The organism is Afipia sp. GW821-FHT04G03 (assembly GCF_059419985.1).
In genome coordinates, this window is record NZ_JBWKSV010000004.1 from 30104 (window position 1) to 53420 (window position 23317).

Here is a 23317-nt window from a genome sequence, read left to right on the forward strand (position 1 = left end):
GCGATCCTCATTTCAACCCTAGGACAGCCAGCGCTTGCGGCGCTTGTAGTGTTTGATACCGCGAAAGCCCTTGGTCTCCGCGTTCGCCGCCCCAACGCCGAGATAAAATTCTCGAACGTCCTGATCGCGCAGAAGCTGCGCCGTGGGGCCGTCTGTCACGATCCTTCCCGACTCCATGATGTACCCGTAGGTCGAGACAGCGAAGGCGACGGCCGCATTCTGCTCGACCAAAAGCATCGAGACGCCCTGCTCGCGGTTGATGCGAGCGATGATCGTGAAAATTTCCTCCACCAGTTTCGGCGACAGGCCGAGCGACGGTTCGTCGAGCAGCATGAGTTCTGGTTGAGCGATTAGCGCGCGGCCGATGGCCAGCATCTGTTGCTCGCCGCCGGATAGGTAACCGGCGCGCCCGGTTCGCCGCTCGAACAAACGCGGGAAATAAGTGTAGACGAGATCGAAAGGAGTCTTCGCGCCGCTGCGCCCTGACATTGCGTAGGTCGCCGCAGTAAGATTCTCCTCGACCGTCAGGTCTTCGAAAACTCGGCGTCCTTCCATCACATGAAACAGCCCACTCTGCACCAATTGATGCGGGGCGAGACGCGAGACGGCATTGCCCTTAAACAGGATCTCGCCGGTCGTAACGTTGCCGCCTTCCAGTTCAAGAAGATTGGAGACAGCTTTGAGCGTGGTCGATTTGCCAGCTCCGTTGGAGCCAAGCAACGCGACCACCGCTCCCTTGTCGATCTTCAGCGACAGGCCGCGGAGCACCTGGACCGTTTTGCTATAAACGACCTCGATATTATTCACTGAGAGAAGTGTGTCCGCGGCCATTGTCATTACTTCGCAATCCTGATCCAGTCGGAGACCGGCTTCATGGTCTTGTTCGCGCCGTCGTATTGATAGACGCGACCGACAGGAATGGTGTTGCCAGAGATCGAGATCGGTACGCCGATGATACCGCCGGTATCGAAGTCCTTGATCGAGTTCAACGAGGCCTTCATGTTGGTCGCGGTGAGATCCTTCTTGGCATCGAGTGTACGTTTTGCCGCTTCGATCATCAGCATCGCGGTGAGGAAACCCTGAGTGTAGTATATCGTCTGATACTCGGGGCGGAGCTGCCGGATTTTGTCGAGGGTTGGCGACGCGCCCTCGGTATCGAAATAGTAGCGATATGGCATCACACCCATGTAGCCGTCGGCGACCGCAGCAGAATTAGCCCAGATGGAATTGTCCATCGACCAGAAGGTGCCCATAAACTTGCTCTTGAGACCCAGTTGCTTCATCTGCGTCATGAATTCCGGCAACGGCGCGAGAACATAGCCGTGAAAGATCGTGTAGTCGGGATCCGCCCGGCGCAGCTTCAGGACTTCGGTCGAAACATCGACGCTGGTCGGCGGCGTTGCGATCTTACCGACTATTTTCAGACCTAACTCCGCAGCCCGCTTCTCTGTCGCCGCGATCGGATCCCGGCCGAATTCGGTATCTGAATTGACAAGGACGATTTTCGCGCCCGGCGTCGTTTTGGCAATGTATTCCAGAAGAATGCCAATCATTTGCGAATAGTCAGGGCCCGGGATGAACTGATACGGAAAATTCTTCGGATCGTTCAGCTCTGTCGCGAAGGACGTGCCGGCCATAAGGATGCTGTCGCGGCGATTGAGTTCGGCATTGATGGTCTTGGAGAACCCCGTGGAATCTCCGTAGTAGAGGCTCACCTTCTCGCTGGCGGTGATGCGGTTGAACGCCGCGATCGATTTATCGACCGCGTATCCGCTGTCTTCCGATATATACTTGATCTTGCGGCTCCCAATGCCGCCGGCATCGTTCGCTATCTTCACATAATCCTGGAACCCGAGGTTAAGCGGAATACCTGCGAAACCAAATGCGCCGGTCAGGGGCATCGATGCGCCGATGACAATATCATCGGCAGCGCGTGCCGACGTTTGGATTCCGAGAGCAAGACAGCCGGCGGCTGCATACGACATCAATTTCCGGCGCGTTGGAAAAATACTCATTATTTTCTCCCTACATACTACTTTTTGAACGGCCATAGATGGAAGAAGCGCCGTATGCGGCGCCAGGTCTCGGCGAGGCCCTGCGGTTCAAACAACAGAAACACAACGATGAGCAAGCCGAAAACGATTGTGCGAATTGGCGACAGCTGTGCTGTCGCGTTCGGAATGAAGGTCATGTATGAAACCAACAGCTTGAGAAGCTCCGGGATCACGGTCATGAAGATCGCGCCAAGGATGCCGCCAAGGATCGTGCCCATGCCGCCGACGATGACGGCGGCGAGGAAGAATATCGAATAGATCAACGGAAAGCTTTCCGGCGTAACCACGCGAAAGAAATAGGCCCACATCCCGCCAGCAATACCGGCGTAAAAGGACGAGAGCGCAAAGGAAAGCAGCTTGTATTTCAGCAGAGGAATTCCCAGCACTTCAGCGGAAATATCGCGGTCGCGGATCGCAATGAAGGCGCGGCCGATACGGGTCCGGAACAGGTTGGCTGCGGCGAACACCGATAGTGCGGTCAGTGGCACGAACAGCCAGTACAACTGGAACGGACGCACGAAATCGTATTCGAACAACCGCGCCGGCGGCATGCTGAGCCCCTGCGTACCTCCAAGGATCGACGGTCCGTTCGTGTATAGGAAATGCAGAATGAATGATGCCGCGATGGTCGCAATAGCCAGGTAAAGACCTTTTACGCGAAGGCTTGGGACCCCGAAGATCGCGCCGACACCCGCGGCGACTACTCCAGCTGCAATCAAATTGAAGATAAAGGGCGTACCTACATGGATCTCGAGGATCGCGACCGTATAGGCTCCGACCGACATGAAGGCCGCTTGGCCCACGCTTATGAGTCCGGTATAGCCTGTGAGAATGTTGAGACCAGTTGTACCGACGATATGGATTGCGACGAGACACGCAAGATAAATCCAGTACTGGTCAGCCAAGAACGGAAACACCACCAGCCCTGCGAACAGCAACAGCAGCATCACGCGCTGCACATTGGTATCCAAAAACGACTCTGCCTGGGCATAAGTTTCGTGGGCGGCGCTTATACGCATCAGAGTCGCTCGATCTCGATTGTGCCAAACAATCCGTAGGGCCGGATCATCATGGCAATGATAAGAGTAACAAAAGTGACGAAGAGCTTGAATTCGCCGCCAAGATACGTACCGACGAGCGCTTCAATGACACCGATCGCCAGGCCAGCCACAAGCACCCCGGCAATCGAGTCGAGCCCGCCAACAATTACCGCGACGAGAACCGTCAATCCGAACACGCCCATGCTCGGCGAGATACCACCGATCGAGCCAATGAGGATCCCCGATACAGCCGTCGCCATCCCCGCGACAATCCACGAAATCGAGAACACCGCTGGAACGTTGATGCCGCATGAAAACGCTGCCCCCTGATCAGCAGCAGTGGCGCGCAGCGCCACGCCGCCGCGCCATTTGCGAAAGACCAAGAGAAAACCAGCTATGAGCAACGAAGCGACGACGAAGCATACCGCTATCTTCGGCGATACATAAGCATCGCCAATGAACACTGGTTTTGTCGGGAGGAAATTAGGCAGTGTTCTGGGATCTCCACCCCAGACGAGTTCAACAAAGCCAATCAACACCGAGCTCAAACCGACCGTCACCATAAACACCGAGATCGGACTTTCACCAAGCATCGGTCGTATGAGCGCCCGCTCCACCACGCCGCCAAGAACACCGCCACCGATCACGGTCAGTATAATCGCGAGCCACACAGGTAGGGCCAGCGCGGTGGTCAGACCGAAGAAGAAATAGGCGCACAGCATCAACATCTCGCCGACGGCAAGATTGATCACCTTCGTCGCTTTGTAGATCAGCACAAAGGCGATGCCCGTCAGGGCAAACAACGCACCTGATCCCAGACCCGACAGAACAACCTCGATGAGAAAGAGCCAGTCCATCATGCTGCCTTTTCGCAAGCGATACGCCGCGACAATTCTCCGACATCGCCGGACCCGAGATAGGCCGTGATCACGTCCGGGTTGTTCTGAATCTCCGCGGGTTTTCCGGCCGCGATCACCTGACCGAAATTCAGCACGACAACGTGGTCCGAGATATCCATCACGAGGCCCATGTCATGTTCGACCATCAGGATGGTCACCCCCCACTCCTCCTTCGCGTCGAGGATGAAACGCGCCATGTCTTCAGTCTCTTCGCGATTCATGCCCGCCACCGGCTCATCGAGCATCAGCACGCGCGGCTGCATCGCAAGCGCGCGCGCGAGTTCGACGCGCTTGCGCAAGCCATAGGATAGCGACGCGACGGGATGATCGCGGATGTACTCCATCTCGAGGAAATCAAGCACGCGCCGCTCGAGCTCGGAACGCAGTTCAAGCTCCTCACGCCTGGCGCGACCGAAGTACCACAGCGCATCGAACACGTTCGTCTGCATGTGCGCGTGACGGCCGAGCTTGATGTTGTCCAGCACCGTCATGCCGCGAAACAGCGCGATGTTCTGGAACGTGCGTGCCAGGCCCATCTTGGCCCGCGCCGGCGGATGCAGCCGAGTAATGTCTTCGCCGCCGAATTCAATCTTGCCTTCCGAAGGTTTGTAAAAACCAGATATGCAGTTGAATAGCGATGTCTTGCCGGCGCCATTCGGCCCGATCACCGCCGTGATCGCCCCCGGCGCTACAGAGAAGGTAACATCCGACAGCGCCTTCAGCCCGCCGAACGCAAGCGACAAATGGCTGACGTTCAAGCCTGCAGAGTCTGGCTTAGAAAAATCCGACAATTGATATCCCCCGTTGACCGTCGCGGCGCTTTTCGCGCTCTTGCAGTCATATTTTGAAAGCTTGTCCAATCTTATCGTTTCTGCACTACCGGCGTGCGATCCCGGTATTTTTGCCGCATGTCCATCGAGGTGATTGCGGGCCTGTTCTTATCCACCGTGCCGGTCCTCGACGCCCCAATGCTTCCCTTGCAATCTGCGATAGGCAGGCGCGAGACGATTTCGCAGCCAAGACGTGAACGACCACCCCATCTTTCGCACATATCAACGTACCGAAGCATTGGTTGGAATAGGATGCATCTGCAACAATGCAGTTCGAATGTCCTCGCTTGTCATCACCCAGTCGTTGTCGAAATTCGCGACGATCTCTTTCATGAACCTCTCGGTCATCGACAACGCCTTCTGTTGATCGCCGTAATATTCGTTCAGTATTGCCAAAGACAATTGCATTGGCTCATCGCCTTCGTAACTCCATTCAAAGAATCCGCTGCCATAAGTCCTGATATGGAGAACGTGATCCAGCGGCTGCCCATCAACCGTCACGCGCACTCCGTCAATCGATCTCGTTCCCTTGAAAATACTCATGTCCTTGCCCTTCAAGCCTTTGCACGGGTATCGAGCACAGGCCGCACGTACACGCACCTATCGCGACAACCGCTCACAACCGTCACGAAAATGCTCGATATGCCAGAAACCCGCCATCCACCGGAAGTTCGACGCCGTTAACGTACGAAGCTTCATCGGATGACAGAAAGGCGATGGCTTCAGCGACTTCGGGAAAGAGACCAGTGCGCCCTAACGGGACCGACTTCAGAAGCTTTGGACGCAACTCCGGGTCGGCAGATGCAACAGATGTGCGCATCGGCGGCATCCACCCGGGAATAACCGCGTTCGAGCGGATGTTATCCTTCGCGTAGTATCCCGATGCTGACTTCACGAGAAGAAGTATTGCCGCCTTTGCCGCATTGTATCCCATGTGGACGTAATCCGCGCCAACCTTTCCCGCGATGGATGAGACGGCAACGATTGATCCACCGCCAGCCTGGGCAATGGCCGGTGCTGAATGTTTGATGCCAAGGAACGTTCCACGTGCGTGGATCGCAAGGAGACGATCAAAATATTCCGTATCCATGACATCCGGAATCATCCCGCTGATCCCCGCATTGCTAACAAGCCCGTCGAGCCTGCCATAGCTGGATACAGCGAAATTCACCGCACCGATCCAATCCGGTTCATTGCAAACATCGAGATGAAAGACCGACGCAGATCCACCATCAGAAATGATCGACTGAGCAACTCGCGAAGCGTCTTCATCGAGTATGTCGCCGATAACAATGTTAGCTCCTTTGCGCGCCATAAGGCGGGCAGCGCTCTCACCAAGGCCGCTCGCCGCGCCGGAAATAAGAAAAGTCTTGCCCGTCAGCTTCATTAGAAGTTCCTATTTCTCGGTGACGCCGTAACGCGTTTTTTCACTAACGCAACGTTCCTATTTGTTGACCTGACTTTTCGGTTTGACATCGGGAAAGACCCAAATGGCAAAAACCACGAACAGGCCAACCCCCACGGATACCAAAGCCGGTGCAATTAGTCCGATGCGATAGTCGTAAGCTGCGATACCGCAGGCAACAGCAAGAACAAGAATCGAAATCACAGACTTTATTTTGGCCATCATGATCTTATTCCTCGCTCAAATCATCGACAGCGTAGCTACGACAGAAGAGGATCGACAAAGCATCACCAGCGCGACTGCTTGAACGCAGAGCAAGACCGTCAATCCACCGCGGCTGTCGATCCAACGCTCGGGAAACACATCAAGGATGGCCGGCACAAAGAGGAATATCCAACTTGCCATAAGAATGATGCTCGACACGCGAAGGGTAAGCGCAGCAAACAAAGCCGTTCCTGCGAGTAGTAAGAAGAGCAAGAAGATGTTCACGACCACCAGGCCAGTTCCGCTCGGGGTCGAGAGATTGTTTGCTCGCACACCTAAGGGCAGCATGCCGGAAATTGTCAGCCCGCTTAGACAACAGGCCAGCCAAAGAATGGAGAACCATCCCAGCGACACGAGATCCGGCTCCACTGTACGGGCAATCGAAAGCGCAGCTTCCATCGACGTTGCTCCCAACTTGCAATTTACTCAAAGCACGACAGGCAAGCTCACTGGCTCTCCGCCAAGCGCTGCAATTTTAGCGTCGGTGTTTTTGCTGTTTTTCGCAGGCCCGATTTTACGTGCTTCCAGCTATTTCCATTGAAGACGTGCCCGAAGAAGCCGCGATCGAGATCGGACGTGCCGTAAACCCAATCGAAAATCGGAGTTCCGATGCCCATATTGACTTCCATCATGATGGAGTGGTCGTGATGGGCTTTGTGATGCCTGCGCGCGGTGTTGACGATCGGACAGTTGATCAGGAACCAGTTGTCTTCCACGTGGCAGCAGAAATGAACGAACTCGTACCACATGTAACTGCCAATCACGCTCGCCATGACAAGCCAGCCAACATTAGGCGATAGCAGCAGACCGCAAATCACCGCACTAGGCAGAGCCACAAGAAGCATGGTGGCCATTGTGAACGGCGGGAAGAAGGTGACACGCCAGTCCATGTGATCAGCAAATCGCATCTCGTGGTCAGTGAAGAACTGATGATGCTGCAGAGTATGCCGATTGTAGAGTTCACGAAGCGCCCCATTCTGCGCAGGCCGGTGAAGCCACACACGATGGGCCCAATATTCTCCGAACTGGTACGCCAGGAAAACAACAGGAATGACGCCCCACGCCCACCACGCGCCGTCACGCAAATTCGCCGCGCAGACGTAAATGACGGCGAAGCCGGAAACAAAAATCACCGCGAGGTGAAGCCAGCCGTTGTACCAAGTTGCGATTTGATGACGATAGGTCGCGCGGAACGCGCGTTGCCTATCGGACATGGCTGATTTCTGCAGTTCCATGACCCTTCCTCCCTTTTAGCCGACAATTCAGGATCATAGTCCTACTTGCCGACACCTGAAATTTCAGTTGTCGGCAACATAATCCCGGGGCCTGCCGCTTGTCAAGTCTGTTGCAGTGGCCATCTCCACCGCTCAAGCTGAGAGGTCATTTGCGTCGTTGCGATCGGACAAATGTCAGCTATGTGTACTCATATTGATCCGTCCAAATCGAGAGAGAGAGAGCCCCGGTCTGATGCTTCGCAAACATCATGCTCACAAACGACAAAAGCCGTTCGCACCCGACGACGATGATTCAAACATCAGTCTGGCCGACCACGCCTATCGCGCTTTGGAGGAGATGATCGTTACCCTGCGATTGCAGCCAGGAGCCGCACTCTCCGAACAAACTCTTGCCAGCCAGTTGAACATGGGCAGGACACCGATACGTGAAGCCTTGCGACGTCTGGAACGCGAGGGTTTGGTTCTCATTCTTCCACGAAGGGGGGTTCTGGTCAGCGAATTGAACGTTCACAAGCAGCTTAGTCTTTTGGAAATGAGAAGGGAGACTGAACGTTTGCTTGCGCGACTGTCCGCCGAACGCGCCAGTCCAGAACAGAGGAAGGAGTTCGCTAACATCGGCTCGAACCTGCGGCAGCTTACCGAGGATACCGATGAAACGTTATTTAGTCGCTGGGACAACCGGCTGACCGAGCTGGAATATGAGGCTTCTCAAAATGAGTTTGCTGCGAAATCCATGGCGTTACTGCACGGCCTATCCAGGCGATTTTGGGTGAAGTACCATAGAAGACACGCAAGCCTAGTTGATACCGCCGTGCTGCACGCGAATTTGGCCGAACAAATTTGCAGAGGCAATGCGAAATCAGCCGCGGCTGCATCCGATAAGTTACTGGATTATATTGAGAAATTTACCAGAAATACTATCGTGTAGCTTCGTGCGGATTCCTGATGCCAGCGCTAGAACGGAAGCGCATACCAAATCGGACTGACCGACGAACTGGTCCTGAAGCTGCTCAACGGCCAGTCGCGTACTCTGAAGTTCCGTCATCTACTTCGGACCAGCCCCAGCAATTCGATGTCGTAGCGCCATCGCTCCGCTTCGAAAGCGGAAGCCCGGTGTGCCGTTGCCGGCAAACATGACAGAGTTCAGCAAGACGCCATTCTTCACCGCGCAGGAGTTCAAGGACATGGGCTATCATATGGTCATTTGGCCCGTGTCGTCGCTGCGCGTCGCGAACAAAGCACAGAACTGCTGTACAAGGCCATCGCACGCGACGGGGGACACACAGAGCCGTAGACGCTAGACCGGCTGGCATCGGCGTGCGTTGCGCAATGTAGGCTTCACCCCGCGCCTTCCTCCATGAGCAAATTCCAATCCTAGCCTAAGCGCGGACCGCTCCTGCGGCTTTGGCGATCGCCGACCGGCTCGAACGGTTGGCGCGGCAGGTGCGTTGATGTCTTTGCAGACAACAATGTTCAGAAGATTTGCGACGAAATGACCATCGCAATCGGATTAATGAAAAGATTTTGAAGCATGAGTGACCTGACGGATATTTTGGACCAGCGGGATAGAGACTACTGCATTGCCGCGCTCCGATCCAGATGGGTTGCTGGCGCTGATGTGTGCGGAGCCGGTGGTCGATAGTTCAGCGATGAGTGCGGTCTGATCGTGTTGTAGTGCTTGCGCCATTGCTCGATAACAACGGTGGCTTCCTTCAGGCTGTAGAAGATCTCCCCATTGAGCAGTTCATCGCGCAGTTTTCCGTTAAAGGACTCGCAGTAGCCGTTCTCCCAGGGACTGCCGGGTTCGATGTAAAGTGTCTTCGCTCCAAGTTTGGCAAACCAGCTGCGCACGATCTTTGCTGTCATCTCCGCGCCGTTGTCCGAGCGAATGTGTTCCGGGACGCCCTTGGCGAGCATCACATCGGCCATCGTCTCAATGACGCCAAAGCTATTGATCCGGCGAGCCACCCGGATCGCAAGGCACTCCCGGGTGAACTCGTCGATCAACGTCATCAGTCGGAGCTTTCGTCCATCATGGGTTTGCGCTTCGACGAAGTCGTAGCTCCACACATGATTGCGATGCTGCGGCCGCAGCCGGATACAAGACCCGTCATTGAGCCAAAGCCGGCCCCGCGGCTTCTGCTTCCTTGGTACTTTTAGCCCCTCACGACGCCAGATCCGCTGCACGCGATCACACCCAACCTGCCAGCCAGCATCGGCAAGCAGCTGTGCGATCCTCCGATAGCCGTATCGTCCGTACTGGGATGCGAGAGATATAATGGCTCGCGTCAGCGCATCCTCATCAGCCCGGACAATGGTGGAGTATCGTTGCGTTCCGCGGGGCTGACCGACAATTCGGCAGGCATGGCGCTCCGAGAGACCATACTTCCTTCGGATGCCTTCGACTGCCTGCCGGCGCCGCTCGGGGCTTACAAGTTTCCCGAGGCAACGTCCTTGAGCACCTGCTTCTCGAGAGACAGATCGGCAACAAGGCGCTTGAGGCGGACGTTCTCCCGCTCCAGATCCTTCATCCGTTTGGCTTGATCAAGTTCAAGGCCGCCATACTCTTTGCGCCATCGATAATAACTCTGCTGCGATATGCCGGCTTCCCGGCACGCCACCGGCGGCGATTTGCCCTGCGACATCAACACTTCGATCTGACGAAGCACCACCACAATCTGCTCTGCGCTAAACCTCTTCTTCGGCATCACCAAAGCTCCTTTCCAAGACATTCTCTCACAATGCTTGGTCTAAAAAAGCCCGGTCAGGTCACTCGCTGAAGAATCCTATTGTGGAACGGGCCGGTAGATCCACTCGCGCCAAACGGTCAGAAACGCCGCCATGATCACAGGCCCCAGAAACAATCCGAACAATCCGAAGGCAGCGAGGCCTCCGAAGATTCCGATAAAGGCGATAAGAAACGGGAGACGCGCCGAACCGCCGACCAGAGTCGGCCAGACGAAATGATCGCCTGCAAGCATGACGATCGCTCCCCAGGAAAATACGGCTGCGGCCGCGAACCCACTGCCGCCGCCGGAGACCAGGACCAACGCCGCCGTGGTGAAGGCGAGCCATGCTCCGAGCGGCAGCATCGCGAAAGCCGTCGTCAGAATCGTAAACATCACCGGATTTGGTACACCCGCCACGAGGAAGCCCACGCCAATCAGCAATCCCTCGCCCACGGCAACCAGAACAGTGCCGTTCACCGTGCCGCGCGTGGCATCAACCATTTTCTCGACCAGCCCCTCCCCTGCATCGCCAATAAGGCGGTCACACGTCTCGAGGAAACGGCTCGCGACGGCGCGACCATTGCGGAGCAGAAAGAACAAGGTCACGAGCGAGAATATCAACAGGAACAGCCGATGGAGAAGCTGTCCGCCAAACGTTTTGAAAAACTCTGACGCATTGTCCGCATTGACGGTTCGAAGCAAGGCGCTGGCCGCTTTCGGGTCCGAGAGGTTGGCGCGCCACCATGATTGCAGACTTTCCGCGGCAACCGGCAGGCGAGCGACCCAATCCGGGACTTCAACCCCGCTCTCCTGGGCCTGCTTGAGCCAACTCACGAGCACGTCGCCTTGCTGCGCTATCTGGTAGACGGCAAGCGACATCGGAGTGAACAGGACCAGTGCAACGATTGCGGTAAAGATGAACGCAGCCAAGCTGGAGGGACCGTAGGAGAAGCGTGCCGCAAATTTGAGGTACAGCGGCCACAGGGCAACCGCGAGAATCGTGGCCCAAATCAGCGCTGGCAGAAAACCCGCGGCGGTCCACACCGCTAGACCAAATAGGACTAGGGCAAGCACGACCCGGGCATTCATGCGCGCGCCGGCGCCCAAAGGAAGAGGCTTCCTCTCCGTCGTGGCAGGCGCGTCGTCGATCCGCTCCGACGGCCGTTTTTTGGGCGCGGCTAAACCCACTCTTCTTGCCATCACGTGTCGCGCCCCTATTGTCATGACAGAACTAAAGGACGGTCGTTCAGTTCCCGCTAGGAAAACGTGGCAATCCGCCGAAAGACGGGCGCGCGACGGGAAACCGATCTTATTCGCGGGAAGTTATTTCCCTTCAGGTCCCTCATGATCCCAATTGTCCGACGGCGTCGGCCTCGACCACCGAACTATGAAGACCCCCATGCGCCTGCTTTCCGCTTCACCATGCTGCTGTTCGGGTCAGCGTGTTAGCGCCTCACCCGCTGCTGCCCTCGCTTACACTGACCGACCCAGATCGGGAACAAGTGGCAATATGGCGCGTTTGACTCCGTGAGCAGGTGGCGCGAGCCGCTTCCTGCGGCGAGCCGTCCACTTTACTTGTTTCAACAAAGCTTAGACTCCACTGGAAGGAAAAAATCATGAAGAAGCTCCTGCTTTCGACCGCTGTCGTCGCCTTTACCGTCACCTCGGCGTTCGCGCAGACCACCGAATTTTACGTTGTGAGGGATGCCACGACCAAGAAGTGCACCATCGTCGACAAGAAGCCGACCACAACCACCACGACCGTTGTCGATAACGGCACCTTCAAGACCCGGACCGAAGCCGAGACCGGCATGAAGACCATCAAAGTTTGCTCGGAAAACTGATCGTTGAGAACGCAGGCGACGGGCCACCAAGTTTTCCCCACTTGCCGTCTGTCAGACTTCTGTGCGCAGCCTGCCGAGTACCCACTCGGCAGGTTTTTTTTCGCCTCGTAAAATTCAGCGGAACACCGCGCCCATATCTTCGTTAGGATTAAAATTTTACAAAGAGGTGCATGAATGAAACGTAACTTGTCAGCGGTCGCAGTACTGCTTCTCCTGGCAACAGGGGCTCGCGCAGAACACGAAACCATTCCCAGCGACAAAGCGCACACTTCGACGGAAGACTGTTCGAAGCAGGTGTGGCCGAATTTTACTCCTTCATGTCTCCGCAATGCCGGACGGGCAACGAACGTTCGCCTAATTTCCACGGAGCGCCGCTGACGCCGGGAACATTTGGCAACCGAGTTTGTTAGCTCGCACGATGTAACACTGAGAAAGACGTTATGAAGCCTACTGATTGCCCTCGTGAGTTCAACCGGCGCGTTTGCACAAAGCGTGCGGGCGCTGTCGGCGGCGCTATCGTGGGCGGCCCCCTGGGCGCTACTGTTGGCGCAGTGCCCTGCGGGTGGCATTTCGGACGAAACCCGTCCAAGCTTTCGCACCTATGTATCGGGCCAAAAGCATAGCTCCTATCGTTATGACCGTGAAGTACGAGTTGGCGCTGATCTGCCCTCAAGCGGCGTAACCTATTACGAAGTACCGCGCGAGTACGGCGTCACCAAGTATCGTTACGCCGTCGTCAATGATCGGACGGTCTTAGTCATAGAAGTCATCGATTGATACATGCGGCCCGCTTCGGCGGGCCGTACTTTTTCGGCCCTATCAGCTCCGCCGCAAGAATAACCTCACCGCCCAGAGCAAGGCGATCCTCGAGTCCTAGACATATAGAGCACCGGCCATATCAAGCGGTCGGCTGGTCCGAAGTCCGCTCTGGGTCCTTCGCGTCGCTTTGAATGGACGATGGCCGTTTCGGTCACCCCAGGTGAACGGACATTCTCAGGATAAGCGAGCTTCAAGACGCCTCCGGTGCGCGCCAAACTCTCTCTGCACCGCTCAATAGATGATTTCCAGGACAAATTTATAATAATCGGGCTGTATGCCCGACGCTTTCCATCGATCCGAACGGGGCGAGGCGGAATAATTTCATCGTCTGAGAGCCAAGATAGAGCCGAGGTAGTCCCTGAATATCATTACCGCTTGGCTTCTGCGGGGATACCGAGCGAGGAAAGCGCACTGAGCAGCTCGACTTCACGGTAAGGCTTCGTGACGAAGGCAATCTTCTCTTGCCCTGCGAATAGCGTCCTGATCTCTTCCGAGCCTGCGCCGGTGGCCACCACCACCGGCAAGAACGGGTGCAGTGCTCTTATCTCACGGATTAACTCGTCGCCCCTTCGGTCTGGAAGACCCATGTCGGCCAACGGCATCAACACCGCCGGGTATCTTGCCCAGCACGTTCATCGCTTCGGACGCGGTGCCAGCGGGATGAACGGTAAAACCGCTTCCTTGCAGATATTCAGCGGCGAGCATTTGGATAAGCGCTTCGTCTTCAACAAGCAAAATCCGGCCGGGTTCTCGTTTAGCATCAATAATGTCTCTCAGCTTTTCCGCGAGCGCAGCCTGACTAAAGGGCTTGGTGATAAGATCCACACCTGCATCGAGCCGGCCGTCATGGACAATCGCGTTTCGCGCGTAGCCCGTTGTAAAAAGAACTTTGAGATGGGGGCGGCGTCTCCGCGCTTCATCCGCTAATTGTCGCCCATTCATGCCACCTGGAAGTCCGACATCGGTGAACAGAACACGGATAGCCGGGTTGCTGTCCAGAACGCCCAGCCCGGCAGCGCCAGTACCAGCGGAAAGAACGTCGTAACCAAGCTCGCTTAGCGTGTCGCAGCTATAGGCGCGCACATCAGGATCATCTTCCACCACAAGAACGGTTTCGTTTTTGCGGCCGCGAACAAGTATTTTGCCATGCTCATACTCTACTTCGTCAGGAACCGCATGCGCGCGGGGCAGGTAAAGCTTGATCGTGGTGCCTTCCCCGAGTTCGGTGTAGATTTTGACGTGTCCGCGCGACTGCTTGATGAAGCCATAAACTTGCGAGAGGCCGAGCCCGGTGCCATGCCCCACATCCTTGGTGGTAAAAAACGGGTCAAAGGCTTTGGCCTTAACCTCATCGGTCATCCCGCTCCCGTTATCCGTGATCGCGATCATGACGTACTGACCAGGAACGACCTCATTCTGCGTGGAAGTATATTTTTCGTCCAGATACACATTCGCGGTTTCGAGCGTCAATTTTCCACCGTCCGGCATAGCGTCACGTGCATTCACCGCCAGATTGAGAACGGCAAGTTCGAGTTGGTTCGGATCAGCGAGTGCCCGCCACGTCCCACCGCCCAGCACAGTTTCGATACTTACTTGCTCTCCGAGCGTACGGCGAAGCATATCTGACATGCCCGGTATTGTACGGCCAAGATCCAGCGGCCTCGGATCGAGAGGCTGTTGCCTGGAAAAGGCAAGCAGACGCTGCGTTAGTGACTCGGCGCGCCGCGCGCCGCGCATTGCGTTTTCGGCGGACCTTGCAAGCCTGGGAATATCGACAGGTATGTCATTCAACTTGCGCTGAACAGTTTCGAGATTACCGACGATGACCATCAGAAGATTGTTGAAGTCATGGGCAACGCCCCCGGTCAGGTGGCCAATGGCTTCCATTTTCTGCGCCTGACGCGCGCGTTCGTCAGCGGCCCGACGTTCTGTCAAGTCTCGTGTGATCTTGGCGAACCCAATATGCTTACCGTCAGCGCTCCGAATCGCATTGATGACCACGCTTGCCCAAAAACGGCTGCCGTCCTTGCGCACACGCCAACCCTCCGCCTCATATTTTCCAGTCTCCAACGCCGTCCCGAGCGCGGTTTTGGGAAGGTCGCGCTCAATATCTTCCGGTGTATAAAAGGTCGATAAATGCCGCCCGACGATTTCGGCGCGCGAATATCCCTTGATCCGCTCAGCTCCCGGATTCCAGTTAATGATCGTCCCGTCTACGTCGAGCATATAGATTGCGTAATCGGTCACGCCTTGAACAAGATGCTGAAAGCGCCTTTCTGTGTCTTCCAGCTTCATCACGCTGGCGGCTAGTTGTTGCGCCCGTTCTTCCGCGCGCTTCTCAAGATTTTGATTTAGTTGCTGGAGATCGCTCTCAGCCTGTGTTCGCGCTGCGATCTGGCGCAGATTGACTTCATTGAGTTTGGCGTTGTCGATGGCAACCGCCGCCTGGGCCGCGAGCGCCTCAACGATCCGCTCCGCCCGCGCGGTAAACACTCTTGGCTGTGCATGACCGAAGAAAAGTCCACCTAGAACTTCACCGGAGCGCGATACAACCGATGCCGCAAGATAGCTGCGCACTGGCAGATGGCCTTGGGGCATACCATGATAGGGAGGATTTTTTCCGTAGCGTGGATCAACAAGAATATCATCTGATCGCACCGGCGCCCCTCCCCGGAACGTAGGCTCGAAAATGGCTGAGTTGCGCGGCATCGGAAACTTCTCGAACGCTTCGCGCGGCGCACCGGATAGCGTGTACAGAGTATATGCTTCGCCGTCTTCCCGTAGGACGTTGTAGAAGAACGCTCCGAACTCGGCATGGCTAAGCTCGACGCCGGCGTCGGTCACGAGTTGTACCAACTTTGCAATATCGTGTTCGGCCGCAACGGCAATTCCGACCTGGTTCAGAACTTCCAAGGCTCGCGTTTCCACCCGCGCTTCGGCTACCCTCGCTTCAAGCGTCTCGTTGACGGAGAGCAAACGTGCTTCAAGTGCCTTACGGTCTGTGATCTCGTAAATTGCTCCACTTAAGTGTTTGGGTGGCCCGCCGTTTGACACGACCTGACCGCGTCCTGCGATCCAGTGTAGTCTTGCGTTTGCATTGTAGACGCCAGATGGAGAAGTCACTGTTGTCCCAGATAGAGATGTCACTCTCCACGGTTTCAGTTGGGGAGCATGGGGCCGATGACGGTGATTGCGATGAGCCGGACGGAGATCGACCGGATGAGCGTGTTGCAGGATCTGGCGGCGAACAGGATCAAGGTTGCGGATGCTGCGGCGTTGATGGGACTTGGCCGACGTCAGGTATTCCGGCTGGCGAAGGCCTACGACCAGCATGGCCCCGAGGCGCTGGTCTCACGCCGCCGCGGCCGGCCGAGCAACCGCTGTTATCCGCCAGCGTTGCGCGCCGAAGTCATCGGCATCATCCGTGAGCGCTATTTCGACTTCGGTCCGACGCTGGCGGCGGAGAAGTTGGCGGAGCTGCACGGGATTCACCTGGCGCGCGAGACGCTGCGGCAATGGATGATCATGGCGGGTCTGTGGAAGGATCGCCGCGCCCGGTTGAAGCCTGTGCATCAGCCGCGGTATCGGCGCGATTGCCTGGGCGAGTTGATCCAGATCGACGGCTCGGAGCACTGGTGGTTCGAGGGCCGCGGTCCGCAATGCACCCTGCTCGTCTACATCGACGATGCCACCAGCCGGCTGATGCATCTGCAGTTTGTCGAGAGCGAGAGCACCTTCGATTATTTTGCCGCCACTCGCGCTTATCTGGAGCGTCACGGCAAACCGGTGGCGTTCTACTCCGACAAGCACGGCGTGTTCCGGGTCAACAGGAAGGATGCCGCCTCCGGCGATGGCATGACCCAGTTCGGCCGGGCGCTGCACGCGCTGAACATCGACATCATTTGTGCCAACTCCTCGCAGGCCAAGGGCCGAGTGGAACGGGCCCATGGCACGTTGCAGGACCGGCTGGTGAAGGAGATGCGGTTGTGCGGCATCGACACCATCGCAGCCGGCAATGCATTCCTGCCGACGTTCATGGAGCAGCACAACGCGCGCTTTGCCAAGGCGCCCTTCGAGGATCGCGATGGTCACCGCCCGCTCGCCGGGCATGATGATCTCGACGACGCCTTTGCCTGGAAGGAAGAGCGCTCGGTCTCGGTGAACCTGACGCTGCAGTACGACCAGGTGCTGTTCATGCTGGAGCCGACCGCGATCGCACGGTCGCTGGCACGCAAGCGGGTCACGGTGATTGACTACCCCGACGGACGGCTGGCCATCCGGCACCACGGCGTCGATCTGCCCTACCGGACCTTCGATAAACGTCCGCAGGTCAACCAGGCCGCCATTGTCGAGAACAAGCGGCTGGGCCCGATCCTGGCCTACATTGCCGAACAACAGAAACAGCTCGACATGTCCCGCTCCGCCAAGGCGCCGCGCCGGCGCGGCCAGAAGAACCACATGTTTAAGATCGGATAGATCCGGCGGTTTCCAACCTCTAACCCACAGAAAGGCGGCTATCCTGCTCCCGACCGGGTGACATTTCTAACTGGCGCAAATCGTGACTTCCCTAAATGGCGGCGACATGATCGCTCGCTCGGAAGATGAATGTCAGCTAAAAGTGCTTCGACATACTATACTGCAGCTTGCCTAGCTCATTCCTAATATACCCTCCATGATCCGAAACGATCCAATACGGAAACCGACAACCCTCGCTGAGGCAATTCATGTTGTCGAGAAAAGCCACGGCCTTTCAGAGCGCGCGCAAATCGTGGTGCATGTTGGGCGAATGAATTTGAATGCGGGCAAGCATCTTCACCTCGTCCTGCTGGATTATAAGCTCTCACTTTCCGACGAGAGCACTTTCATTCCCTTGCAATCAGGCAATACGTTTCGTGCAATTGAGAATTTAACCGGCCAGCGCCGCGAGTATGCTGTTGATTTATTAGACGGAGGTATGGTGTCACATGATGCGGTTATCACGCTGCAAGATGGCACCACGTTACGCGCGGTCGAGATTATACCCGGTCGACTTCCATATGAATTCACCCCCTTAGATGAGAAAATCATCCATGCGGCCATTTCGGTCGCGCAGATCGAAGGCGCTGCCTATCGGTCTTTCCGGGAGGGGCTATCTGAGGAAGATGCGAAACGCACTGTGGTCACGGGAGCTGAGTTCTTTGAATTCGTTGAATTCGGTGAATTCATTGACGGCTTCAAATTTATCGACTTTGGCAAGCTGGCAGAGGTTGAAAAGCCACGTCTCAAGCTAAAACATGTGCAGCGCAAATTTATAGAAATTTTCCCCGCGGCCGCAATTCCCTCGGAGCAAAAGATTTCTGACACGCTAGCTTTGGTGGGCCTTTGGAATCCAAAACGTAGGCCAAAATCGTAGAACTGCAGATGGCCACTTTTTGGCCATGTTCTCACTTGGATCTAAGCTGGTGACGCCGCACCGGGGATGTGAACATTAGGAGCTTCATTCATTTGGAATGGGGCTTCAATGCAGACGCCGAAAGTTGAGACAACCCTAGTTTCCGCCCTTAAGCGGAACGCGCGCAACGCGCGAACTCATTCAAAAAAGCAGATCTTGCAGATCGCAGACAGCATTCGCTTATTCGGCTGGACCCAGCCGATATTGGCGGATGATAGAGGCAATGTGATCGCCGGACACGGACGATTGGCTGCTGCTCTGGAGCTTAAGCTCAAAACAGTACCTGTCATATATTGCACCGAGCTGACCGAAGTTCAAAAGCGCGCCCTTGCAATAGCAGATAACAAAATAGCTTCTAACGCGGGCTGGGATAGAGCGTCGTTGGCAAACGAGCTTGGCGAGCTCGCTACGCTTTTGCCGAAGTTCAATCTAGATCTGGAGATCACAGGCTTCGAGCCTGCTGAGATCGACGGTCTCATGGGCGACTTCAGCGACGCTGAAGCCGATCCCAGCGATTTTGTGCCGTCGCTCAAAAGCAACGCGACAAGCCGTACAAGTGACTTATGGATGCTCGGCGAGCATCGCCTCTTATGCGGAGACTGTAGACGAGCGGATCATCTGAAACATCTGATGGGCAAGAACCGCGCCCTTATGGTTATCACGGATCCACCCTACAATGTCCGCGTAAGCTCCGTGCAAGGGCGAGGCAAGATCAAGCATCGCGAGTTCTCCGTCGCTTCTGGGGAAATGTCGTCCGAAGAATTTACGGAGTTCCTCGCCATTTCGATGGGGATCGCGGTTGATTTCTCGGAAGACGGCTCAATGCATTTCTTCTTCATGGACTGGCGACATACGCCGGAAATCCTGGCCGCGGGCAAGAAGATCTATGACGAGCTGAAGAATATCGTTGTCTGGGTAAAATCGAATCCTGGACAAGGCAGCCTTTACCGATCGCAGCATGAATTAGTCTTTGTCTTTAAAAGCGGCGAAGCGCGCCATCAGAACAATATTCAGCTTGGTAAGCACGGGCGATCTCGGTCGAACGTGTGGCAGTATGCTGGCGTCAATACATTTCGAAAAGACCGCCTTGCGGAGCTGACCCTTCATCCCACTGTCAAACCCGTCGCCCTCGTTGCCGACGCGATGCGTGACTGCTCCCGTCGTGGCGACATAGTGCTCGATCTCTTTATGGGATCCGGCACCACCATTCTAGCCGCGGAGAAAGTTGGCAGGCGCGGATATGGCATCGAAATCGATCCCCTCTACATCGACGTAGCGATCCGCCGTTGGCAGGAATTCACCAGACGCGACGCGATACTCGCGGCTACCGGTCAAACCTTCGACGAAGTGGCCACAGAGCGATCCGTCTCCCCTGTTCTCAAACGCGTAAGGACCTAACAAATGGCATCAATTCCAAAAGTGAAACGTGTGTTCCGGAAGCGGGTTCGGCTCAAGTCGAGCGACGAAGATGTCGGCTATGGCAAGCCGCCAAAGGCAAATCAATTCAGGCCGGGCAAAAGCGGCAATCCAAAAGGTCGTCCCAAGGGGGCCAAAAGTCGCGAACTTATCCTTCGCGAACTCCTCGATAGCAAAATCACAATGCGCCGCGACGGCAAGATTCGCAGGATCACAGTCATTGAGGGCATCTTCCATAAGGTGGTGGAGGATTCTTTGAAGGGTAACATCAAGAGCGCTACCTTTTTGCTAAATCAGTTGGCCGCGATCGCATCGAACGCGGGCGACGAATCCGAGATAAGTCGCGACGACAAGGCAGTACTCGACGCCTACCTACGTGATTTCCAATCCACACTTGGTGGAAAGGAGAAGGCGCGATGAAGGATCAAGACCTCCTCTATTCCATCCTGCGCAATGATTTCGAGAGCTTCCTTCATCGTTGCTTTCTGATGCTCAATCCAGGGGCTGAATACCTGCCCAATTGGCACATTAAAGCGATTGCGCATCAACTCCAGCGCCTTCGCCGAGGAGAGACGAACCGCTTAATCATCAATATGCCGCCGCGATACCTGAAGTCTCTCACCGTGTCGGTGATACTGCCGGCGTTCTTGCTCGGTCACGATCCCCGAATGAAGATATTCGGCGTGAGCTACAGTAACGACCTCTCGGCCAAGCACGCGGCCGATTTCCGGGCGATTGTGCAGTCCGATTGGTATCGAAAAATGTTCCCGAGCATGCGTATCGCTCGGACCGCCGATTCCGATGTCTTCACCACTAAACGCGGTTTTCGCCGATCGACTTCCGTTTCGGCAACGCTGACAGGTCTCGGCGGCGACATGATCATTCTTGATGATCCGCAAAAACCGGTCGACGCGCAATCCGACGTTCTGCGTAACTCACTAAATCAGTGGTTTACCAATACACTCCTTTCGCGTCTCGACAACAAAGCGACGGGCGTCATCATTCTGGTCATGCAGCGAGTTCATCTGCATGATCTAACGGGCTTTCTTGTTGAGAACTCCAAAGACTGGAAAGTCCTGAGCCTGCCTGCCATCGCCGACGTCGATGAGAAGGTCGAGATAGGTGAAGGGCATTTTCACGCGCGCCGCGCGGGCCAAGCTCTACATCCCGCGTACGAGACTCTCGCAACGCTGGAAAAGCTTCGCACCGAAATGGGTTCGGGCATCTTCGGGGCCCAATATCAGCAATCTCCCGTTCCCGACGGCGGCGGAATGATCAAGCGTGAATGGTTGCGCTATTACGATCAATTGCCGGAACGCACCTACCGCACCAAAGTGATCCAAAGCTGGGACACGGCGGCAAAAGTTGGCACTCAGAACGACTGGTCCGTCTGCACGACGTGGTTGCTCGTGGATAAACACTTCTATCTGATGGACGTCACAAGGGGACGTTATGAGTATCCCCAACTCCGCGCCACGGCGATCGCCCTCGCGCAGCGATACGATCCGCTCAAAATTCTGGTCGAGGACGCATCGACAGGTATCGCTCTGGCTCAGGAACTTAAGCAAAGCGGTATCCACACCGTCAAACCCGTGCCCATCGAGCGTGATAAGCAGGGCCGCCTATTCGTGCATCAAGCCAAGTTCGAGGCGGGTTTGGTGCTGTTTCCGAAGAAGGCACCTTTTTTAGCGCAGCTCGAAACCGAGCTTCTGACTTTCCCGCAAGGCAAGCACGACGATCAGGTTGATAGCCTTAGCCAAGCACTTTCATACAAGGGCGGCTACGATACGACTCTATCGTGGGTCGGGTGAAAGCGCGGTCGATTAGTCAATAGCTGCGAGCCGGCCGGGTGCGTTTGAGTCATCGAGCTGCCACCGCGCTTCTCCGCGTCAAACGAGTGAAGTGTCCTCATAGTCGGTCAGAGCTTGCGGATGGATGAAAAGCGCATGGTGAAGACCGGGTTCTTCATGGATCCGGCCAAGGTCACGCTCTGCTCACCCACGCAATCGAGGTTCGATGGAAAGAAACTTCCCGAAAACCGGACGGGGTCGCCACGTTTCATCGCAACCAGAGATTTGAAAAATTGCGTATCGGGATCGATCAGAGTTTTATCAGAATAGTCCGATAAGGCGTTGTTCCAGGTCGAGACCTGTAAACCCGGCGCAAGTTCGAGCGTAATGACGCCTTTGCCATCGCCATTGGTGGAGAGATAAGCGACCTTTCCGATCCATCCTGAGGCACTCTGACCTTGAAGAGCGCTGCAGATCGCCTGCTGCCTGGTATTGCGGATTCCGCCTGCAGCCAGTTCATTGGGGGCCGACGTGAATTGAGATCGTGCCTGCGTGATGGCTGCTATGAAGCGAGCCTGATCGGATGGCAGGGGCGCGCTCGGAGCGGGTGGTGCCGCAGTTCGACCGCCACCGACAAGGGCGCCGACGACGATAAATCCAAGTGCGCAGCCCAAGGCCGCCTTGATCACAATATTCATGGATCACTCCCAGCTATTGCTCAGTGTGCCCTTCCGCCGCACCCCGCAGGCTCGGCGTGGGTGGGTCAGCACATCGCTTCCCACGGGGTAGAAGTCCACGACACCCTCGGCTGTCGGCGTCACTATCGCCAACGTCAGTTAATATAATCCTATTTTGGGATAATCCATTTTCAGGATCAGATTGCTCGCCGCCGATTCACGGCCTTGGCGGCGCATGCAAAAGACCCTTAAATCCGCAGATTATGCCCGGCTGATCGACCTGCTTGTCGCAGCGCGGAAAGCCGCGGACGTTCGCCAGCAGGCGTTGGCCAAGAAGCTCGGGCGGCCTCAATCTTTTGTCGCGAAGTATGAGAACGGCGAGCGCCGCCTCGATATCATCGAGTTCACTGCTATCGCCCGCGCCCTTGGTGCCGATCCCGTCAAGCTATTCAAGGACTATGTTGGCGGTAAGGGCTCGCCCAAGTCCCCGTCAAAGCGTCCGGCCAAGTAAGCGTGGCGGCTCGGACTTTTCCCGATCATCTTGTGATCCGGACTGGCTGATAAGAGCCACTAGATTGCTGCGTTTCGGCTCGACTTCGCCGGCACATGGAGCGTCACTGTCGCCGTAACCGGAGGCAAGATGATGGACCGCAAAATCACGGAACAGGCAATTGGGCTGATCCTCACCGAGATCGGTATTCGCCTTGGCGAAGCCGCCCGGATCGCCAAGGCGGCAGAGGCCTGCGCGCTGGCTGGCAGTGTCAGTGAGGGCGTGAGAGTCTCGATGGATCTCGAGCAGATCTTTTACGAGACCAGCCGCTTGCAGGATGCGGCTTCGCTGCTCAACCGGTTGTCGAGCGACTAAGGATTTCTCTCCGACCGAA

Annotated in this window: 25 protein-coding genes and 1 pseudogene; 11 read left to right on the forward strand and 15 right to left on the reverse strand. The window is 56.1% G+C overall.

Features of this window, described 5'->3' with window-relative positions; all coding sequences use genetic code 11:
* Positions 1-18: 18 nt before the first annotated feature.
* From AC07UB_RS18275 to AC07UB_RS18320, 10 genes are all read right to left on the reverse strand, one after another.
* Positions 19-831, reverse strand: coding sequence for an ABC transporter ATP-binding protein (locus AC07UB_RS18275; RefSeq protein WP_041711067.1), 813 nt, complete (start codon positions 829-831; stop codon positions 19-21).
* 5 nt (positions 832-836) lie between these two features.
* Positions 837-2015 (reverse strand): ABC transporter substrate-binding protein, encoded by a 1179-nt coding sequence (locus AC07UB_RS18280; RefSeq protein WP_006019212.1) that lies wholly within the window; start codon positions 2013-2015, stop codon positions 837-839.
* A gap of 17 nt (positions 2016-2032) precedes the next feature.
* Complete coding sequence (locus AC07UB_RS18285) at positions 2033-3025, reverse strand: branched-chain amino acid ABC transporter permease (RefSeq protein WP_244432844.1); 993 nt, start codon at positions 3023-3025, stop codon at positions 2033-2035.
* Between the two features lie 47 nt (positions 3026-3072).
* Positions 3073-3954, reverse strand: a complete 882-nt coding sequence (locus tag AC07UB_RS18290) for a branched-chain amino acid ABC transporter permease (RefSeq protein WP_245258697.1) — start codon at positions 3952-3954, stop codon at positions 3073-3075.
* Positions 3951-4784, reverse strand: coding sequence for an ABC transporter ATP-binding protein (locus AC07UB_RS18295; protein WP_041711790.1), 834 nt, complete (start codon positions 4782-4784; stop codon positions 3951-3953). Before AC07UB_RS18295 ends, AC07UB_RS18290 begins: the two co-directional genes overlap by 4 nt.
* Positions 4785-5045: 261 nt before the next feature.
* Positions 5046-5366, reverse strand: coding sequence for a DUF6166 domain-containing protein (locus AC07UB_RS18300; RefSeq protein WP_006019208.1), 321 nt, complete (start codon positions 5364-5366; stop codon positions 5046-5048).
* Between the two features lie 82 nt (positions 5367-5448).
* Entirely contained in the window at positions 5449-6210 is a 762-nt protein-coding gene (locus tag AC07UB_RS18305; RefSeq protein ID WP_006019207.1) for an SDR family NAD(P)-dependent oxidoreductase, read from the reverse strand.
* A 57-nt stretch (positions 6211-6267) separates the two neighbouring features.
* Positions 6268-6453 carry a hypothetical protein gene (locus AC07UB_RS18310; protein WP_006019206.1) on the reverse strand — a complete coding sequence of 62 codons (186 nt, stop codon included), beginning with the start codon at positions 6451-6453 and terminating at the stop codon, positions 6268-6270.
* Positions 6454-6468: 15 nt separating this feature from the next.
* A complete protein-coding gene (locus AC07UB_RS18315) occupies positions 6469-6891 on the reverse strand; it encodes a hypothetical protein (protein WP_006019205.1) in 423 nt (140 codons plus the stop codon).
* 47 nt (positions 6892-6938) lie between these two features.
* A complete protein-coding gene (locus AC07UB_RS18320) occupies positions 6939-7727 on the reverse strand; it encodes a sterol desaturase family protein (RefSeq protein ID WP_006019204.1) in 789 nt (262 codons plus the stop codon).
* A 232-nt stretch (positions 7728-7959) separates the two neighbouring features.
* On the opposite strand from AC07UB_RS18320, the gene AC07UB_RS18325 reads away from it, so the two are divergent.
* Together AC07UB_RS18325 and AC07UB_RS18330 are read left to right on the forward strand one after the other, a co-directional pair.
* Positions 7960-8655 (forward strand): GntR family transcriptional regulator, encoded by a 696-nt coding sequence (locus tag AC07UB_RS18325; protein ID WP_006019203.1) that lies wholly within the window; start codon positions 7960-7962, stop codon positions 8653-8655.
* 172 nt (positions 8656-8827) lie between these two features.
* A pseudogene (locus AC07UB_RS18330) lies at positions 8828-9003 on the forward strand (methylisocitrate lyase); the annotation flags it as partial.
* Positions 9004-9299: 296 nt separating this feature from the next.
* Here the strand turns inward: AC07UB_RS18330 and AC07UB_RS18335 are convergent.
* Together AC07UB_RS18335 and AC07UB_RS18340 are read right to left on the reverse strand one after the other, a co-directional pair.
* Positions 9300-10435 (reverse strand): IS3 family transposase gene (locus AC07UB_RS18335; protein ID WP_085947359.1). Its coding sequence is split into 2 segments (ribosomal slippage): positions 9300-10171 and positions 10171-10435, totalling 1137 coding nucleotides; the frame shifts between segments, so codons are not numbered across the junction.
* Between the two features lie 78 nt (positions 10436-10513).
* The gene (locus AC07UB_RS18340; RefSeq protein WP_245258696.1) at positions 10514-11545 is read right to left on the reverse strand and encodes an AI-2E family transporter; all 1032 of its coding nucleotides are present in this window, start codon (positions 11543-11545) and stop codon (positions 10514-10516) included.
* A 527-nt stretch (positions 11546-12072) separates the two neighbouring features.
* Between AC07UB_RS18340 and AC07UB_RS18345 the strand changes: the two genes are divergently transcribed.
* Positions 12073-12300 carry a hypothetical protein gene (locus AC07UB_RS18345; RefSeq protein WP_006019199.1) on the forward strand — a complete coding sequence of 76 codons (228 nt, stop codon included), beginning with the start codon at positions 12073-12075 and terminating at the stop codon, positions 12298-12300.
* A 462-nt stretch (positions 12301-12762) separates the two neighbouring features.
* Entirely contained in the window at positions 12763-13077 is a 315-nt protein-coding gene (locus AC07UB_RS18350; RefSeq protein WP_430648544.1) for a DUF1236 domain-containing protein, read from the forward strand.
* Positions 13078-13487: 410 nt separating this feature from the next.
* On the opposite strand, the gene AC07UB_RS18355 is transcribed toward AC07UB_RS18350, so the two are convergent.
* Positions 13488-13721: a response regulator gene (locus AC07UB_RS18355; RefSeq protein WP_006019198.1), complete on the reverse strand. Its 234-nt coding sequence runs from the start codon at positions 13719-13721 to the stop codon at positions 13488-13490.
* On the reverse strand, positions 13666-16173 hold the full coding sequence (locus AC07UB_RS18360) for a PAS domain S-box protein (protein ID WP_006019197.1): 2508 nt from the start codon (positions 16171-16173) through the stop codon (positions 13666-13668). Before AC07UB_RS18360 ends, AC07UB_RS18355 begins: the two co-directional genes overlap by 56 nt.
* Positions 16174-16299: 126 nt before the next feature.
* On the opposite strand from AC07UB_RS18360, the gene AC07UB_RS18365 reads away from it, so the two are divergent.
* The 5 genes from AC07UB_RS18365 to terL all read left to right on the forward strand — a co-directional run bounded on the left by AC07UB_RS18365 (position 16300) and on the right by terL (position 21777).
* Complete coding sequence (locus tag AC07UB_RS18365) at positions 16300-17595, forward strand: ISNCY family transposase (protein ID WP_006019196.1); 1296 nt, start codon at positions 16300-16302, stop codon at positions 17593-17595.
* Between the two features lie 196 nt (positions 17596-17791).
* Complete coding sequence (locus AC07UB_RS18370) at positions 17792-18511, forward strand: hypothetical protein (protein WP_006019195.1); 720 nt, start codon at positions 17792-17794, stop codon at positions 18509-18511.
* Positions 18512-18619: 108 nt separating this feature from the next.
* Positions 18620-19948: a site-specific DNA-methyltransferase gene (locus AC07UB_RS18375; RefSeq protein WP_006019194.1), complete on the forward strand. Its 1329-nt coding sequence runs from the start codon at positions 18620-18622 to the stop codon at positions 19946-19948.
* Between the two features lie 3 nt (positions 19949-19951).
* A complete protein-coding gene (locus AC07UB_RS18380) occupies positions 19952-20386 on the forward strand; it encodes a DUF5681 domain-containing protein (protein WP_006019193.1) in 435 nt (144 codons plus the stop codon).
* The gene (terL, locus tag AC07UB_RS18385; protein WP_006019192.1) at positions 20383-21777 is read left to right on the forward strand and encodes a phage terminase large subunit; all 1395 of its coding nucleotides are present in this window, start codon (positions 20383-20385) and stop codon (positions 21775-21777) included. Before AC07UB_RS18380 ends, terL begins: the two co-directional genes overlap by 4 nt.
* 107 nt (positions 21778-21884) lie before the next feature.
* Here the strand turns inward: terL and AC07UB_RS18390 are convergent, their stop codons facing one another.
* Positions 21885-22454, reverse strand: coding sequence for a hypothetical protein (locus AC07UB_RS18390; RefSeq protein WP_006019191.1), 570 nt, complete (start codon positions 22452-22454; stop codon positions 21885-21887).
* A gap of 214 nt (positions 22455-22668) precedes the next feature.
* On the opposite strand from AC07UB_RS18390, the gene AC07UB_RS18395 reads away from it, so the two are divergent.
* Positions 22669-22944 carry a helix-turn-helix domain-containing protein gene (locus AC07UB_RS18395; RefSeq protein WP_041711055.1) on the forward strand — a complete coding sequence of 92 codons (276 nt, stop codon included), beginning with the start codon at positions 22669-22671 and terminating at the stop codon, positions 22942-22944.
* Between the two features lie 132 nt (positions 22945-23076).
* Positions 23077-23298, forward strand: coding sequence for a hypothetical protein (locus tag AC07UB_RS18400; protein ID WP_006019189.1), 222 nt, complete (start codon positions 23077-23079; stop codon positions 23296-23298).
* The last annotated feature ends 19 nt before the right edge of the window (positions 23299-23317 follow it).